Origin of the sequence: Shimia sp. R10_1 (assembly GCF_017744095.1) — a bacterium.
Taxonomy (GTDB): domain Bacteria; phylum Pseudomonadota; class Alphaproteobacteria; order Rhodobacterales; family Rhodobacteraceae; genus Shimia.
In genome coordinates this window covers 372,715-387,353 of sequence record NZ_JAGHQX010000001.1, presented here as the reverse complement: position 1 = coordinate 387,353, position 14,639 = coordinate 372,715, and the positions used below count along the sequence as shown (strand labels likewise).

Here is a 14,639-nt window from a genome sequence, read left to right as displayed (position 1 = left end):
TGTAATTCAGCCACAGGTGCGGCTATAGCTCTTATCGTTTGAATTGACCGAGAATCCAAGCAGGGCCACGTTGATGCCAAAGGTGTTGCTGGATTGAACGGTATCGGATGTGGAGAAGCGGCGCGATAGCGAAAGTTCGACCTGCACGCATTCGTTACGATATTGCATGCCAATGCCTGCGCGTGCCGATTTGCCTGCGACCGCATCGTAGCGCCAGTCAATCAGACCGGTCCAATGCCGGGAGAAGCGATAGCTGCTGTCCAGCGTCCATTCCGAAATACGCTCTGCACGATCTTCGTCGGGGTCTCGCGCCAGCCAGATATAGCTCGCATCCACCATCAAGCTTGGATTGCTCCAACCGAGACGCGCAGCGGCTTTGTTCAGAGTGCCGCCTGAATCCAGCAGACCGCGAGCGGACATGACCAGACCGTTTTGATTGTTGAACTGACCCGCCAAGAGCAGATCAGATGTTTTTCCTGCCAAACCTGATGTTGCGGAAAAATCGCTTTGGGATTGGTCGCGGAATACCTGACCCACGGTGAAGTGGCCTTCCCAGCCTTCTGATGTGACGCGTGACCAGTTCATCCCGAGTGCCGCAGCCAGGCCACGCTCGCGACGGTCATGTGACGGAAAGCGGGAAAGCGACAACAGGTTGCCTTCATCAAATTCGGCACGTGTGCTTTCATCATTTGCGACGTCAAGGTTTGAGCCACCAGTCCAGCCCACTTGTGCAACCGGCTCCAGCAGATAGGTGGCGCCGTCCGAGCCGCGCTTTACCAGCGGATAGCGCAGGTTTATCGCTGCCGCAGGCGTGAAGCCGCTGTCAAATGAGCTGACTGTTGTGTCGTCGTCGGTTTTATAGGCGTCAAATGCGAGCCCTCCGTTTACGCCGAGACGCAAGCCTGTTGCCAGTGTCCAGTTGCGCAGCCATTCCACCGAAGCGTTCGTGCGTGCAACATCCCGACCGTCATCGCCATTTAGGCCAGAGTCACGTTTATGAGAGTGCGCTTCAAGACGGGTGCGCAGCTCTCCGCCAATCGACGTCGGAAAGTAGCGCCGTTCGGTCTCGGCCTGGAACACCAAGGTTGGCAACGTGTCGTTGTCTTCGTCATCCCGCAGCGAGCGAAAATGATACACTCCGAAGCTGGTATTTTCGTAGCGAGAAGCGCGTTCTACTCTGATATTGCTATTGAGACGATCAAGGTCTGAGTAGTCATAATCTGAGATATAGGCATCATCGCTGACGGCCTTAATGTCAAAGGTAAGTTTGTAATTACGCTCTAATTGAAACAGACCGTCGGCGAACAGATATCCACGCGTCTCGTTGGGGCGCAGGTCATCGTCTGAGATAGCGCCATCGAGTTCAATGCCGCCATTTTCGAAAGCCTGACGATACCGGAACTCAAGCGTGCGTGTGTTTGTTGAGATATAGGGCGTGAGCGTGAGGTCTTTGTCGTCTCCGATCGGAAAAAAGTACGGAAGCTTGATGCCATTGCCCAAAAGCGAGGTGCGCCGGAAGTTGGGAAACAGGAAACCTTTGCTGCGTTTCAGTGTCGGATCCGGCATCCGCAGATGAGGAAAATAGAACACCGGTACGTCGCGAATAAGGAAGCTCGCTTCGTCGAAGTAGATTTGTCGTTCGGCTTGATCGTGAACGACGCGTTTTGCGCGGATCTGCCAGAGTGGGGCTTCACCGGTTTCGCAGATACGGCACGACGATACCGTGGTTTTTGTCAATACATTGAAACGACCGCCGATACGGTCGAGCTGCTGCGCGGCCAACTGCACTTGATCTGCGAGTACCAAACGCGCGCTTCGGATCAAGCCAGATTGAAAGTCTGCGTTCAAATCCGCTGAGTCGGCGACGATTGAGACTGAGTCGCCTTCAGTGATCCGTATTGGCCCCAGAAGGGTTATTTCACCGGTTTCATTGTCATAGATAACTTCGCGTGCCTGCAGCCGAGTTTCGCCAGAAACGGCTTCTACATTGCCGTGTGCACGCAGTGTAGACGTGCCAACCAGTTCGACATTGTCTGCGATCAGTACCACATTCTGTGAAATTGGCTTTGCAGCTTCAGATTGTTCTGAAGGTACCTGAGCCGTCTCGGCCTGCACCATTGGGGCGAGGGCGCAGGAAAGTGCAGTGGCCGTCATAAGGCGGAAGAGCAAGTTCGTCATCCGTCCTCCATATGCAACAACAGTCCGAGTGCCAATAACACACTTGCGGCCGGCGGTGCCCAGGCTGCGAGCAGGACAGGAATTTGGCCATTTTCCCCTAAGATCTGCGCGAAGTTTCGGATGAAATAGAGGCTAAAACCGATGAGAATGGCAAACAGCACTGCAATCCCAGTGTTGCCAAAGCGCGTGTGGCGCATTGTGAAGGCGGCGCCGACAAGAACCATCGCCATCAGGAACAGCGGCTGCGCAAGTTCCATATGTAACCACACAGTATGGCGACGCGAGGAAAAACCAGCTTCATCAAGTTCTTGGATGAACTTTGGCAATTGCCACACAGAAATTGCGGACGGGCTGCCGAAACGATCTCTAATGCGATCAGGTGTCAGGTTGCTGGGCAATGTCAGCGTGTCATGATGAAGCGCGGCTGTACCCTCTGAGACGCCCCGGTTGAGGGACCAGACCCGTGCATTTGTGAGTTGCCAGCCATCGTCTCGCAATTCAGCGGTATCGGCTTGAATCCGGGACTGCGGGCCGCCGTTTTCGCGATAAGTGATGATGCTGAGATTGATAAATTTGCTGGCATCAGCGTTGGTGCGTTCGGCATGGATGACGGCATGCCCTTCCCGCCCGCCTTGACGCAGCCATATTCCCTCATCTGACAAGGATAGCGCGTTCCCACCGTTGTTGCGCAATGCGTCGCTTTGTTTGTCGTATTCAACGGATGTTTTCGCCACGAGTGGATTGATGATTGTAACAGCAGCCACCCCAACAAGCAGCGCCAACACCATAGGGGAAATCACAGCCACAATCGCAGAGCGCCCAGCCGCGCGCACCACGACAAGTTCTGATGTGCGCGCCAGGCCGATAAACAAAGCCACAGTTGCCAGGATCACAATCAATGGCAGAAGTTGATAAAGCCCCTGAGGTGCGCGTAAAAAGGTGAGACCGATCACACGATAAAAGCCCACCTGTTCCACATCAAATTTGCGCAGTTGCTCCATCATGTCGAGCAGAATGGTCAGCACGAAGAAGACGGCGAAAATGCTCAGCAGCATCCAGAAAAACTTGCGCGCAAAATAGAGATGGCTTGTCATGCGACAGACCTCCGTCGCAAACGAATTGGGTTTGACGCGAGATATAGCAGCACAAATGCGATAACGCCGCCCAAGGCAACGGGCACATAAAGCAGCGGCCAGAGCTCTGGCGCATCGAGCACGGGGTCGGAAACCACGTTTTTGAGGGCCTCAAGCACCACAAGAATGCCAAAGGCAAACAAAATTTGACGCCAAACACCAAATCGGCTGAAGCTACCTATGATCAGCATGCCAAAGCCAACCAAGGCAAAGATTACACACATGATGGGTTGGGTGAAGCGGGCATGAAACTCTTCGGTGACATTGCCCAGACTTTCGCCTGTGATAGCCGCAGCAGAAGGGAGATCACCGAAAATGTCCCAGGTTGGCAAATAGTTTACGGATCCGCGATTGATCGCTTCAGGATCGACCAAACCACTGATGTCATATGAAAAATCCGCGAAATTCGTGGTCATGAGGCGGTCGGTGTCCGCTGGATTGAACTGCATGAGACCATCGACCATCACAAGCTTAGGGCCGTTTTCATCTTGTACCAGATAGGCCTCAGATGCGGTGTGCAGTGTTGTGCCGTCCGGGTTTCGGCTGTCCGCCATAAGCACGTCTTTGAGCACGCCATTTGCGCTGATTTCGCGGATGTAGAATGTCACTCCATCAGCTGGATGCATAAAGGTGCCATCGGTCAGCAAACGCGCGGTGATGTTTTGGCTGATCTCTTTTTGTCTCTCGCTTAACTCCTTGGCTGAAGTGGGCACGAGAAAATGGGTGAGGGCACTCATCATGAGGGCTGTTATCACTCCGAATACGGCAACCGGTCGGGCGAGCCTCCAGGGGCTGAAGCCGGTGGCCTGCATGACGGTCAGTTCACTTTCGTTTGACAAGCGATTTGTGACGTAAACCGTGCCCGCAAACACTGCGATTGGCAGCACGCGACGGATCACGCTGGGAAGCATAAGCAACGAAAGCTCAAGGAAAACGGCCACGTTCTGTCCGCTTGCGATCAACTGATCAAACAGTGACACCGCTTGGTTGACCCAATAGACCGATACGAGGATCAGTGCGAAGAAGCCAAACAGAGTTAGAAACTGCGACAGGATGTATCTGTCGAATCTGCTCACGCCTTGGATCCCTTCAAGTTCTTGTTCTTTGCGCGCAGTTTAGTGGAATTGGTGGGGCGGTGAAACTGCAAACTGGCGATGGCCACTGGTCAAGCAAGATTGGGCGCGCTAGGTGTTTGGCAGCATTAAAATGGAGATCGACATATGCGCCCTGTGCAGTTTGCTTTTGAAGAAACTCAATTGGATGAAATTGCAAAAGCAGAGGGGCGGATTGCAATCTTTATACCGCAGGAAGGAAATCTTGATCAGGGCGCGCGGCGCATCAACCGGATGACCCGTGGCGCGGTGGAGCGTTTGCGTGAAGACAAAGGGGCAGATGCTGCTAACGGCACATTGGTCACGCTGGCATTTCCGACTGGATTGGCCGCTGAGGCAGTGGATGTGGTCATTCTGCCGCGTCGCTGCAGTATTGAAGAGGCACGCAAAGCCGGGGCCGCGCTTGGCAAGGCGCGTGGCAATGCAGCTTTGACGGTTCTGGCGGGCACCCATCCCAAGGCGGCGCAGATCGCTTTTGGCATTGCGATGCGTGACTATGGGTTTGACGATCATAAGACCGCGAATGCGAAGGAAGACGCGCGGGCGGTGCGCATGATGGTCAGCAAACCTGCTGAAGTAGAAGCCGCGGCTGCACCTTTGCTGGCTGTCGCGGATGGCGCGTTTTTCACCCGTGATCTGGTGAATGAACCTGCCAATGTGCTGACCACGACAGAGTTTGCGGACCGATTGGTGGCACTTCAAGAGATCGGTCTTGAGGTGGAGGTGCTGGAAGAAGACCAGCTGAAAGAGCTTGGCATGGGCGCTTTGTTGTCTGTGGGCGAGGGGTCCGAAAGCCCGTCGAAAGTGGTGGTGATGCAATGGAACGGCGGTGACAAAGCTGCGCCTCCGTTGGCGCTTGTTGGCAAAGGCGTTGTGTTTGATACAGGCGGTATTTCGCTGAAGCCTGCTGCGGGCATGGAAGACATGACCATGGATATGGGCGGCGCAGGCGTTGTGGCCGGCACCATGAAGGCGCTGGCACTGCGCAAGGCCAAAGCCAATGTTGTGGGCCTTGTCGGCTTGGTTGAAAACATGCCATCGGGCCGAGCGACCCGTCCGGGCGATGTGGTGACCTCTATGAAAGGCGACACCATTGAGGTGATCAACACTGACGCGGAAGGGCGTTTGGTGTTGTGCGACGTGATGCACTACGCGCAAGACCGTTTCAAACCAGCGGGCATGATTGATCTGGCCACACTGACAGGGGCGATCATCATCGGTCTTGGCCATGAAAATGCCGGCGTTTTCTCCAATGACGACATGCTGTGCAATGCCTTCCTGAAAGCGGCTGATGCAGAGGGCGAGGGCGCCTGGCGGATGCCACTGGGCAAGGGCTATGCAAAACAACTGAAATCGCGCATCGCAGATGTCAAAAACGTGGGTGGCCGTCCAGCGGGATCGATCACCGCAGCGGAATTCCTACAGCGTTTTGTGCAAGAGGGCACGCCTTGGATTCACCTCGACATTGCCGGGGTGGCCAGTGTGAAGTCTGAAACTGCTTTGGCACCTGCAGGGGCGACAGGTTGGGGCGTAAGCGCGCTCAGCCGCCTTGTTGCGGACAACTTCGAGGTATAAGCCCTTGGGTGCGGCCTATTTCTATCACCTGACACAAGCGCCGCTTGATACCACCTTGCCGCGCCTTCTGGAGAAGGCGCGCGGGGCTGGATGGGCCATTGCGGTGCGGGGGGTAGATCCTGCACGCATGGACTGGCTGGATCAGAGGCTGTGGCTTCTGGGAGACGATAGTTTTTTGCCGCATGGGGTGGCCGGCGGGCCACACGATGATTTGCAGCCCATTTTGCTGACCACTGCGCAGGATGCACCAAACAAAGCGACCTGCATTATGACGGTGGACGGGGCCGAGGTGAGCGCCGAAGAAGTCACAGCCGCCGAACGCGTCTGTATTTTATTTGACGGACATGACCCGGAAGCGGTTCAGCATGCACGTGGACAGTGGAAAGCGCTGACCGATGCGGGCTGTGCAGCGCAGTACTGGTCTGAAGAGACGGGCGTCTGGCAGAAAAAGGCCGAAAGTGGCGGATCCTAACGTGTTAGGATCAAACGGTTTCCTGCGATGGTGATCTGTTCAAACCGCTGAAGGTAGGACATGCCGAGCAGCGACTGCGGCATCTCGCCTTCGTTGACGGTGGCGCGGACATCGCGATCCGTGAAACCACCCAAGGAGATTTCCTCGATCCAGACAGGGGCAATGCGCACTTCGCCATTGGCCGTCATGGCGCGGCCCCAATAGGCCAAGTTGTCAGGATCCAGTCCGGCGCGCCGTGCGTCCTCTTTCGAGAGCACAATTTCGGAGGCCCCTGTGTCGACGATGAACGCGACATCGGCACCGTTGAGCGAGAGCGTGGCGTGGTAGTGGCCATCGCTGCTTCGGGGAATTTCGATGCGATTGCCGTCTTCAAGTACGGTCTGCATAGGGCGCACACTGGTGCGGATATCATCCCACATACCGGCCACGGCAATGGCGCCGAGAAAGATCAAAACCCAAATAGCCGCATTGCGCAGTGTTTGGCCAAGCGCGATACGACCGGAGGAGATGTACCACATCAAAACCATGACCAAGAGCAGGCTTAGATATGCCAAGTGGCCGATCTCAAATTCGCTCATGTGTGGAGGTCTCCTGAAGTGATGACTTATCCAGCAAGCCCAAAATCTTTCAGGCCATCAAGGATAAACTGCACAGCAAGCGCGGCCAGCAGCATGCCCAACAGCCGGGTGATCACTGTGATACCGGTACGGCCAAGTAGACGCTCCAGATAGCCTGCGGTCAGAAACAGGCCAAAGACGATGATCAGCACCAGAAGCGCCACACCAAGCACCGCGAGTGTGGACTGTACGCCGCTGTCCTGTCCGGCAAGAAGGATCACGGATGTGATCGCGCCGGGACCTGCAAGCAGCGGGATGGCCAGCGGAAAAATTGAGGGATCCGGGTAGTCTTCTTCGGCTTCTTCTGCCTGATCTTCGCGGCGCTTTGTGCGGCGTTCAAAAAGCATGTCCAGTGCAGTCAGAAACAACAGGATACCGCCGGCAATTCGGAACGCAGGCATAGAGATGCCAATGCCGCCGAGCACGGCCTCACCCAAGAAGGCGAAGACCGCGAGGATTACGAACGCGGTGACACAGGCGCGAATGGCAATCGCGCGGCGCTCGCGTGCGGGAACGCCCTGCGTGAGCGACACATAGATTGGGAAGAGGCCAATCGGGTCGATGATGACAAAAAGCGTCACAAAGGCCGTGATGAAGGCGGCGCTGTCCATGGTTTTGGGGCTCCCTCTTGGTGGATCCTAGGCTAGGGTCAGCCTTCGGCCTTTTCCAGTTTTTCCAACGCTTTCATCCAGAGATCTTCTGCGCGGTCTTGGGCATCGCGGACTTCGGCGTATTTCTTTTGCCAGACTTCCATCTCGCCAAGTTTTTCACCCTCATAAAAGGCCGGATCTGCCAGCTTTGTTGCGAGCTTGTCCGCCATTTCATTGAGTTTCTCGACCCGCTGTTCTGATTTACGCACTTCAGCGCGCAGGGCCAGAATATCATCACGGCTGGCCTTTTTGGCGACGGGTTTGGCTTTGGGTTTCGCCCCAACAGGTTTGTCTGCTGTCAGCAAAAGTTTGCGATAGGCCTGAAGGTCATCCTCATAAGGCTTCACTGTGCCGTCTTTGACCAGCCAGAGGCGATCGGCCACCAAGGTGAGCAGGTGCATGTCGTGGCTGACCAGAATGACTGCGCCGGTGTAGGCGGTCAGCGCCTCAACCAGGGCTTCGCGGCTTTCGATGTCGAGGTGGTTGGTCGGTTCGTCAAGGATCAGAAGATGCGGCGCATCGAGCGTGGCAAGCAGCAGTGACAGGCGCGCTTTTTGACCGCCTGACAGACGGCCCACTTCGGTTTCTGCCTGTGCGGCGCCAAGGCCAAACCCGGCGAGGCGTGCACGCAGACGCGCCTGACCTTCTGCAGGCCGTTCGCGCATCAGGTGCTGAATTGGGGTTTCGTCGACGTAAAGCTCGTCAACCTGATGCTGGGCGAAGAAGCCGATGCGCAGTTTGGAGGAGGTGGTGAATTTGCCACCCATAGGCTGCAGACGGCTGGACAGGAGTTTTGCGAGCGTGGATTTGCCCTGACCGTTTTTGCCCAGAAGGGCGATGCGGTCATCCTGATCAATGCGCAGGTTGAGGTTTTTGAGAACCACCTTGTCGTCATAACCGGTTGAGCCGCCCTCAATTGCGATGATCGGGGGCGACAGCTCTTCTGGTTTTGGGAAAGTGAACACCACGCGCGCCGCATCCTCAGGCGCTGTGATTGGGGTCATCTTCTCCAGCATTTTCACACGGCTTTGCGCCTGTTTGGCCTTAGAGGCTTTGGCCTTAAAACGATCCACAAAGGCTTGCAGATGTTCACGCTGCGCCTGTTGTTTCTTGGCGGCGGCGGCCTGAACCGCGCGTTGTTCGGCGCGCTGGCGGGCAAATTGATCATATGGCCCAGTGTAATAGGCCAGTTTGCGTTCATCCAGATGCAAGATCGCGCCCACTGAGCGGTTCAGCAATTCGCGGTCGTGCGAGATAATCAGAACAGTGTGCGGATATTTGACCAGATAGTTTTCCAGCCACAGCGCGCCTTCAAGATCGAGGTAGTTGGTCGGCTCGTCCAGCAGCAGGTAATCCGGCTGTGAAAACAGCACGGCGGCCAGGGCGACTCGCATGCGCCAGCCACCGGAATAGTCCGAACAGGGGCGCAGTTGATCTTCGTGATCAAAGCCAAGACCCTTGAGGATGGAGGCCGCACGGGCTTCGGCACTCCAGGCGTCAATATCGCTGAGACGGGTTTGAATTTCGGCAATGCGATTTGAGTCGGTCGCGGTTTCAGATTCCGCCAGCAAAGCGGCGCGTTCGGTATCAGCGGCCAGAACCGTGTCGATCAGCGACACCTCATTGGAGGGTACTTCCTGCGCCACGCCGCCGATGCGGGCGCGGTTGGGCAGGGTGATGCTGCCGCCTTCGAGAGACAGCTCTCCGCGGATCAAGCGGAACAGGGTGGTTTTCCCGGCCCCGTTGCGGCCAATCAAACCCACTTTGTGGCCGGTGGGAATTGTCGCGGAGGCCCCTTCAAACAGAGGGCGGCCTTCGACGGAATAAGAGATGTCTGAGATCTTTAGCATGAAGCGGGTTTGGCCCAGTATTGCATCGGCGTCAATCATCGCTTTTCAAGTCGGTATGCGCATGGTATCGGAGCGACAATTCGAATACGGGGCGAGCGTGGTGCTGGCCCCAATCTTACATGGAGAAAAGAGACATGGCTCTGGAACGCACCTTCTCGATCATCAAGCCTGATGCCACCCGCCGCAACCTGACCGGCGCAATCAACGCCAAATTCGAAGAAGCTGGCCTGCGCATCGTTGCGCAAAAGCGCATCCACCTGACCAAAGAGCAGGCCGGTGTGTTCTACGCTGTGCACGCAGAGCGTCCTTTCTACGACGAACTGTGCGAATTCATGGCATCTGCGCCAATCGTGGCTCAGGTTCTGGAAGGTGAAGGCGCAATCGCGAAAAACCGCGAAGTTATGGGCGCAACCAACCCAGCAGACGCAGCACCTGGCACCATCCGCGCCGAGTTCGCAGAATCTGTAGGCGAAAACTCCGTACACGGTTCTGACGCACCAGAAACCGCAGCGGTAGAAATCGCATACTTCTTCTCCGGTCTGGAGCTGGTGGGCTAAGCATTGCCCTGCGAAGGAAACTTCGCCACAGTGATATCATGGATGGGTCTCGGGATTTCCGGGGCCCATTTTTTTGTTGAGGTGATACATGGATATCTGGAAGACACGGGCGCGTGAGACGATTTTTGAAGCCGCGCCTTTTGTGAGTGTTTCAAAAGAGACTGTAGAGCTGCCTGATGGGCGGTTGATCGAGGATTTCTATCAGGTTGATCTGCGCTCTTTTGCTTTGGTGGTGCCGGTGATGGAAAACGGTGAAATCCTGATGTTGCGCCAGTACAAACATGGGCCACGCAGAGTTTCGGTGACGTTTCCAGCTGGTTTCATCGATCCGGGTGAAGCGCCGGACGTTGCAGCCCGTCGGGAGCTTATGGAGGAAACGGGCGTTGAGGCGCAATCGCTTGAGCCGATGGGGCGCTTTGTGGATAACGGCAATCAACGCGGCTGTGAAGGGCATTACTTTTTGGCCCATGGATGCAGGAGAGTGGCAGAGCCCAATGCCGGTGACCTTGAAGACATGCAGGAAGAGTTCTGGACAGCAGAAGACCTTGATCATGCGATGATGGCGGGTGATCTGGCTGTGATCCATCATGTGGCTGCCTGGGGCATGGCGCGTCTACGACTTTAGCGTTTTTCGATCACGCCAATTTTGTTCAGCATATCTTCGAGCTCGGAGCGGCCTTTGTCATGCGCGCGGGCCTTGAGGGCGTCAAAGCGAACGCGCAAGGCGTCCTTTTCCTTGCCTTTGCAGTCGTTCCACGGGCGACCTTGCAGGCCCATCACCAGTACATAGTAGCCAATAAAGTGCGGTTTTGTGCCCGTTTTCAGGAGGCGCGCATAGGTCTCATCAGGCCCTAGGTCACGCAGCTCCTCTGCGGTGTGAATGCCTGCGCGTGCACAGGCTTCTTCATAGGCGGGGCCTAGGTTGCGGATGGATGAAATCGGACTCGACATGGCCCCAGCATAGGGTGGGACCAAATCGTGAACAAGTCGGGATTTCAGATCATTGCCCAATCCGTGAATTTTGGATCATTTACTGGTGCTTGTTGTGATGGTGGCTTGGCGTTTTGTGGCTGCGCTGCGTTTGCTGGCGTGTGTTCCAGCGGCTCTGGTTTTGCGGTTGCCATTGTCCTGCTCCTTTGATCTTGCGGTTGTGCCTGTGATCCCATGATCAGCACGTGCGTAAACAGACTCTACCGTCACCGCATTTTGCGCAGGCAAAGCGAGCGCTTTGAGGCAAAATCATGCCCTTTTCGATGGATTTGTTTAAATCTTGAGCGCGGAATGACCACTGCGCTGAGCGCAAAAAAAGGAAACCGAACAAATTGTCCGGTTTCTCCTGAAAAGTGATGCCATAGATAAATCACTGCGGCCGCAATGAAAATCAGGGATCAGAGCTTCACAATCTTTATTGAGGATCCTTTCGCCGCAAGGGCGACTTCGCCGGCGCACAGGCGTAGGGCGTCCGCACCAAACACTTCATGACGCCAACCATGGAGTGCGGCCACGTCGCGTCCGCCGGAGGCCAAAGTGTCAAGATCTGCAGAGGTGGCGATGAGTTTTGGCGCCACACCTGAGCTTTCAGTTTTCGCTTTCAGCAGAACCCTCAGAAGATCAGCCAAGGCCGGGTTGACCTGCTGCTTATCATCGCGTTTGGGCAGACGGGGCATATCTTCAGAGGGGCAGGAGACCCCCGCTTTCACAGCCGTAAGAATGCCATCTGCTATGTCGCCTTTGCGCGCTTCGCGCAGCAGCAGACGAGAGCGGCCCAGATCCTGCATATTGCCCGGTTTGGTCGAGGCCAGTTCCACCAACGCGTCGTCCTTGAACACGCGGTTGCGTGGCACGTTGCGCTCTTGCGCATAGGCTTCGCGAAATTTGGCAAGTTCGCGCACAATCGCGAGAAACTTCGGAGAGGTTGTGCGGGTTTTGACCCGTTTCCATGCGTGCTCTGGATCAATGATATAGGTTTCCGGTCGCGTGAGCATTTCAAGCTCCTCTTCGACCCAATGGGCGCGACCGGTTTCTTTGAGCTTTGCGGCGAGGAACTCATAAATTTTGCGCAGATGCGTGACATCCGCCAGCGCATAGGTTTTCTGGGCGTCCGTCAGCGGACGGCGGGACCAGTCGGTAAAGCGGGAGCTTTTGTCCAGACCTTGTTTGGCGATCTTGCGCACCAGCGTTTCATAGCCAACCTGCTCACCAAAACCACAGACCATCGCAGCCACTTGTGTGTCAAACAGCGGTGTTGGGAAGACGCCTGCCTCTACAAAGAAGATTTCCAGATCCTGACGGGCCGCATGGAAAACCTTGACCACAGCGGTATCACGGAAGAGGTCATAAAGTGGCTCCAAAGAGATCCCATCAACAAGCGGGTCCACCAGAACGGCCTTATCCTCTTCCTCACCGGGCATCTCGCTTGGCACCGCCAATTGCACAAGACACAGTTTGGAGTAATAGGTGCGTTCCCGCAAAAACTCTGTGTCTATGGTGACATAAGGGGCATTACTTGCCATGGCGCAAAACTGCGCGAGCTCTTCGGTGGTTGTGAGGGTCTTCATAGGTGGCGTGTCTTCTTCGTCCGTTGTGACGTTTTGGTGATATCAGCACTACGCACAAACATAAGGGAAAGCAATTCACCAACCCTTAAAGCGTGAAGGGTGTGGTATTTCCGGCGGCAAACCGGCGTAAAGCGGCTGGGTAAAGGCGGTGTTCTTGCTCCAGAACGCGCGCGGCAAGGGTATCTGGCGTGTCATCTGTGAGAACAGGCACGCGGGCCTGGCCGAGAATGGGGCCGTCATCCAGCAGAGGTGTGACCATGTGCACGGTACAGCCGTGTTCTGCATCGCCAGCTTCAAGGGCGCGGGCATGGGTGTGAAGCCCCTTGTATTTGGGCAGTAGGGACGGATGAATGTTGAGCATCCGACCTTCCCATGGCGCGACAAAACCCTCTGTCAGAACCCGCATGAAACCGGCAAGGCACAGAATATCAGGTTGAACCTTGTCGAGTTCCGCCTGCAGGGCGGCCTCAAATGCGGTGCGATCGCCTTTGAAAGGACGGTGGTCCACGGAAACAGTGGCCACGCCCATTGCCGCAGCTTTGGCAAGCCCGCCAGCATCTGCACTGTTGGCAAGCACCAGAACCGGCTCTGCCTCATGACCGGGAGCGGCCATGTCCTCCAGCAGGCGGACCATGTTGGATCCGCCTCCCGAAATGAAAATCGCAACGCGTTTCTTCACAGAAGGGATCCGGCGTAGGTGACGCCTTCGCCTTTGGTCACGGTGCCGAGTGTGTAGACGGTTTCACCTTGTTCACGAAGCAACGCCGCCAGCTCATCAGCCTTTTCTGCCTCAACCGACAGGATCATGCCGACACCGCAGTTAAAGGTTTTCAGCAGCTCCGCTTGATCCATGCCACCGGTTTGGGCGAGCCATTGGAACACAGGAGGCAGCTCCCATGAGGACAGATCAATCGCGCCAGCGTGGCCTTCAGGAAGCACCCGCGGCAGGTTTTCAGTGAGGCCGCCACCGGTGATATGGGCCAGCGCATGTACGCCACCTGCGCGCACGGCGGCCAGCGCCTGTTTCACATAAAGACGGGTCGGGGCGAGCAGGGCTGCGCCGAGGGTCTGGCTGTCATCCCATGGGCAGGTGTCATCCCAACCAAGGCCGGACACCTCAACCAGTTTGCGCACAAGGCTGTAGCCGTTGGAGTGCACGCCGTTTGAAGAGAGCCCCAACAGTACGTCACCTTCTTTCACACCAGCAGGGAGATCGGCACCGCGCTCCATTGCACCAACGGAGAAGCCCGCGAGGTCAAAATCGCCCGCTTCATACATGCCAGGCATTTCTGCGGTTTCGCCGCCGATCAGAGCGCAGCCAGACTGGTAGCAGCCCTCGGCGATGCCTTCGATGATGCGTGCCGCGGTTTCGGTCTCAAGCTTGCCGGTGGCAAAATAGTCGAGGAAGAACAGAGGTTCAGCGCCCTGACAGACCAGATCGTTCACACACATGGCAACAAGATCAATGCCAACGCCGTCTACGTTGCCAGTGTCAATGGCGATGCGCAGCTTGGTGCCCACACCATCGGTCGCCGCGACGAGAATAGGATCGGTGTAGCCTGCATCTTTGAGATCAAACAATGCGCCAAATCCACCCAGACCAGCCATAACGCCTGAGCGCGTGGTGCGCTTGGCAGCAGGTTTGATGCGCTCAACGAGTTCGTTTCCTGCGTCGATGTCCACACCTGCATCCGCGTAAGTGATGCCGTTTTTGCCGTCGCTCATGGGGCGTGTCCTCTTAATCAATGCTTGGCGCGTTGCTTAAAGGATCGTTTCACCAAAGGGAACCATGGATTGCACCGTCTGCGGAAAGATAACTGTAGGCAGCGACAAGCTTCGCGCCTCAGCTAACTGCGCTGTTCCTAAGTCAGTGCATTCCGTAAATGCAAAATTTCTGGGCGACAGAGTTCAGTAGCCTGTTTGCTTCGGAGGTCTCT

The 14,639-nt window shown here is 56.1% G+C and carries 15 protein-coding genes; 4 read left to right on the top strand and 11 right to left on the bottom strand.

Features of this window, described 5'->3' with window-relative positions; all coding sequences use genetic code 11:
- Window positions 1-6: 6 nt before the first annotated feature.
- From lptD to lptF, 3 genes are read right to left on the bottom strand one after another with little or no spacing between them, the layout of a single operon-like run.
- Window positions 7-2,178, bottom strand: coding sequence for an LPS assembly protein LptD (lptD, locus tag J7413_RS01830; RefSeq protein ID WP_209095816.1), 2,172 nt, complete (start codon window positions 2,176-2,178; stop codon window positions 7-9).
- Complete coding sequence (gene lptG / locus J7413_RS01825; RefSeq protein ID WP_209095814.1) at window positions 2,175-3,272, bottom strand: LPS export ABC transporter permease LptG; 1,098 nt, start codon at window positions 3,270-3,272, stop codon at window positions 2,175-2,177. Before lptG ends, lptD begins: the two co-directional genes overlap by 4 nt.
- Window positions 3,269-4,387, bottom strand: a complete 1,119-nt coding sequence (gene lptF, locus J7413_RS01820; RefSeq protein ID WP_209095812.1) for an LPS export ABC transporter permease LptF — start codon at window positions 4,385-4,387, stop codon at window positions 3,269-3,271. The genes lptG and lptF overlap by 4 nt, the downstream gene beginning before the upstream one ends.
- Window positions 4,388-4,531: 144 nt before the next feature.
- Here lptF and J7413_RS01815 point away from each other — a divergent pair, with 144 nt between their 5' ends.
- Together J7413_RS01815 and J7413_RS01810 are read left to right on the top strand one after the other, a co-directional pair.
- On the top strand, window positions 4,532-5,998 hold the full coding sequence (locus J7413_RS01815) for a leucyl aminopeptidase (protein WP_209095810.1): 1,467 nt from the start codon (window positions 4,532-4,534) through the stop codon (window positions 5,996-5,998).
- A gap of 4 nt (window positions 5,999-6,002) precedes the next feature.
- The gene (locus tag J7413_RS01810) at window positions 6,003-6,470 is read left to right on the top strand and encodes a DNA polymerase III subunit chi (RefSeq protein WP_209095808.1); all 468 of its coding nucleotides are present in this window, start codon (window positions 6,003-6,005) and stop codon (window positions 6,468-6,470) included.
- On the opposite strand, the gene J7413_RS01805 is transcribed toward J7413_RS01810, so the two are convergent.
- Genes J7413_RS01805 through J7413_RS01795 form a run of 3 tightly spaced genes read right to left on the bottom strand, consistent with a single transcriptional unit; the run spans window position 6,467 to window position 9,587 of the window.
- A complete protein-coding gene (locus J7413_RS01805; protein ID WP_209095800.1) occupies window positions 6,467-7,048 on the bottom strand; it encodes a TIGR02281 family clan AA aspartic protease in 582 nt (193 codons plus the stop codon). The genes J7413_RS01810 and J7413_RS01805 overlap by 4 nt on opposite strands.
- A gap of 26 nt (window positions 7,049-7,074) precedes the next feature.
- A complete protein-coding gene (locus J7413_RS01800) occupies window positions 7,075-7,698 on the bottom strand; it encodes a MarC family protein (RefSeq protein ID WP_209095798.1) in 624 nt (207 codons plus the stop codon).
- Window positions 7,699-7,736: 38 nt separating this feature from the next.
- On the bottom strand, window positions 7,737-9,587 hold the full coding sequence (locus J7413_RS01795; protein ID WP_209096719.1) for an ATP-binding cassette domain-containing protein: 1,851 nt from the start codon (window positions 9,585-9,587) through the stop codon (window positions 7,737-7,739).
- Window positions 9,588-9,721: 134 nt separating this feature from the next.
- On the opposite strand from J7413_RS01795, the gene ndk reads away from it, so the two are divergent.
- The gene (gene ndk / locus J7413_RS01790; RefSeq protein WP_209062611.1) at window positions 9,722-10,144 is read left to right on the top strand and encodes a nucleoside-diphosphate kinase; all 423 of its coding nucleotides are present in this window, start codon (window positions 9,722-9,724) and stop codon (window positions 10,142-10,144) included.
- An 88-nt stretch (window positions 10,145-10,232) separates the two neighbouring features.
- Complete coding sequence (locus J7413_RS01785; RefSeq protein WP_209095796.1) at window positions 10,233-10,769, top strand: NUDIX hydrolase; 537 nt, start codon at window positions 10,233-10,235, stop codon at window positions 10,767-10,769.
- Here the strand turns inward: J7413_RS01785 and J7413_RS01780 are convergent.
- From J7413_RS01780 to purM, 5 genes are all read right to left on the bottom strand, one after another.
- Window positions 10,766-11,095 (bottom strand): TfoX/Sxy family DNA transformation protein, encoded by a 330-nt coding sequence (locus J7413_RS01780; protein WP_209095794.1) that lies wholly within the window; start codon window positions 11,093-11,095, stop codon window positions 10,766-10,768. The two genes, J7413_RS01785 and J7413_RS01780, sit on opposite strands and share 4 nt — an antisense overlap.
- Window positions 11,096-11,139: 44 nt before the next feature.
- Window positions 11,140-11,268, bottom strand: coding sequence for a hypothetical protein (locus J7413_RS20630; protein WP_280636470.1), 129 nt, complete (start codon window positions 11,266-11,268; stop codon window positions 11,140-11,142).
- A 264-nt stretch (window positions 11,269-11,532) separates the two neighbouring features.
- On the bottom strand, window positions 11,533-12,702 hold the full coding sequence (rnd, locus tag J7413_RS01775; protein WP_209095792.1) for a ribonuclease D: 1,170 nt from the start codon (window positions 12,700-12,702) through the stop codon (window positions 11,533-11,535).
- A gap of 85 nt (window positions 12,703-12,787) precedes the next feature.
- Complete coding sequence (purN, locus tag J7413_RS01770; RefSeq protein WP_209095790.1) at window positions 12,788-13,381, bottom strand: phosphoribosylglycinamide formyltransferase; 594 nt, start codon at window positions 13,379-13,381, stop codon at window positions 12,788-12,790.
- On the bottom strand, window positions 13,378-14,427 hold the full coding sequence (gene purM / locus J7413_RS01765) for a phosphoribosylformylglycinamidine cyclo-ligase (RefSeq protein ID WP_209095788.1): 1,050 nt from the start codon (window positions 14,425-14,427) through the stop codon (window positions 13,378-13,380). Before purM ends, purN begins: the two co-directional genes overlap by 4 nt.
- Between the last annotated feature and the right edge of the window lie 212 nt (window positions 14,428-14,639).

Bases quoted from the DNA above. Each gene is read 5' to 3' on its own strand.
- lptG (WP_209095814.1), bottom strand. From the start codon at position 3,272: ATGACAAGCCATCTCTATTTTGCGCGCAAGTTTTTCTGGATGCTGCTG.
- J7413_RS20630 (WP_280636470.1), bottom strand. From the start codon at position 11,268: ATGGCAACCGCAAAACCAGAGCCGCTGGAACACACGCCAGCAAACGCA.
- lptD (WP_209095816.1), bottom strand. From the start codon at position 2,178: ATGACGAACTTGCTCTTCCGCCTTATGACGGCCACTGCACTTTCCTGC.
- J7413_RS01800 (WP_209095798.1), bottom strand. From the start codon at position 7,698: ATGGACAGCGCCGCCTTCATCACGGCCTTTGTGACGCTTTTTGTCATC.
- J7413_RS01780 (WP_209095794.1), bottom strand. From the start codon at position 11,095: ATGTCGAGTCCGATTTCATCCATCCGCAACCTAGGCCCCGCCTATGAA.
- J7413_RS01795 (WP_209096719.1), bottom strand. From the start codon at position 9,587: ATGCTAAAGATCTCAGACATCTCTTATTCCGTCGAAGGCCGCCCTCTG.
- ndk (WP_209062611.1), top strand. From the start codon at position 9,722: ATGGCTCTGGAACGCACCTTCTCGATCATCAAGCCTGATGCCACCCGC.
- rnd (WP_209095792.1), bottom strand. From the start codon at position 12,702: ATGAAGACCCTCACAACCACCGAAGAGCTCGCGCAGTTTTGCGCCATG.
- J7413_RS01815 (WP_209095810.1), top strand. From the start codon at position 4,532: ATGCGCCCTGTGCAGTTTGCTTTTGAAGAAACTCAATTGGATGAAATT.
- J7413_RS01785 (WP_209095796.1), top strand. From the start codon at position 10,233: ATGGATATCTGGAAGACACGGGCGCGTGAGACGATTTTTGAAGCCGCG.
- J7413_RS01805 (WP_209095800.1), bottom strand. From the start codon at position 7,048: ATGAGCGAATTTGAGATCGGCCACTTGGCATATCTAAGCCTGCTCTTG.
- purM (WP_209095788.1), bottom strand. From the start codon at position 14,427: ATGAGCGACGGCAAAAACGGCATCACTTACGCGGATGCAGGTGTGGAC.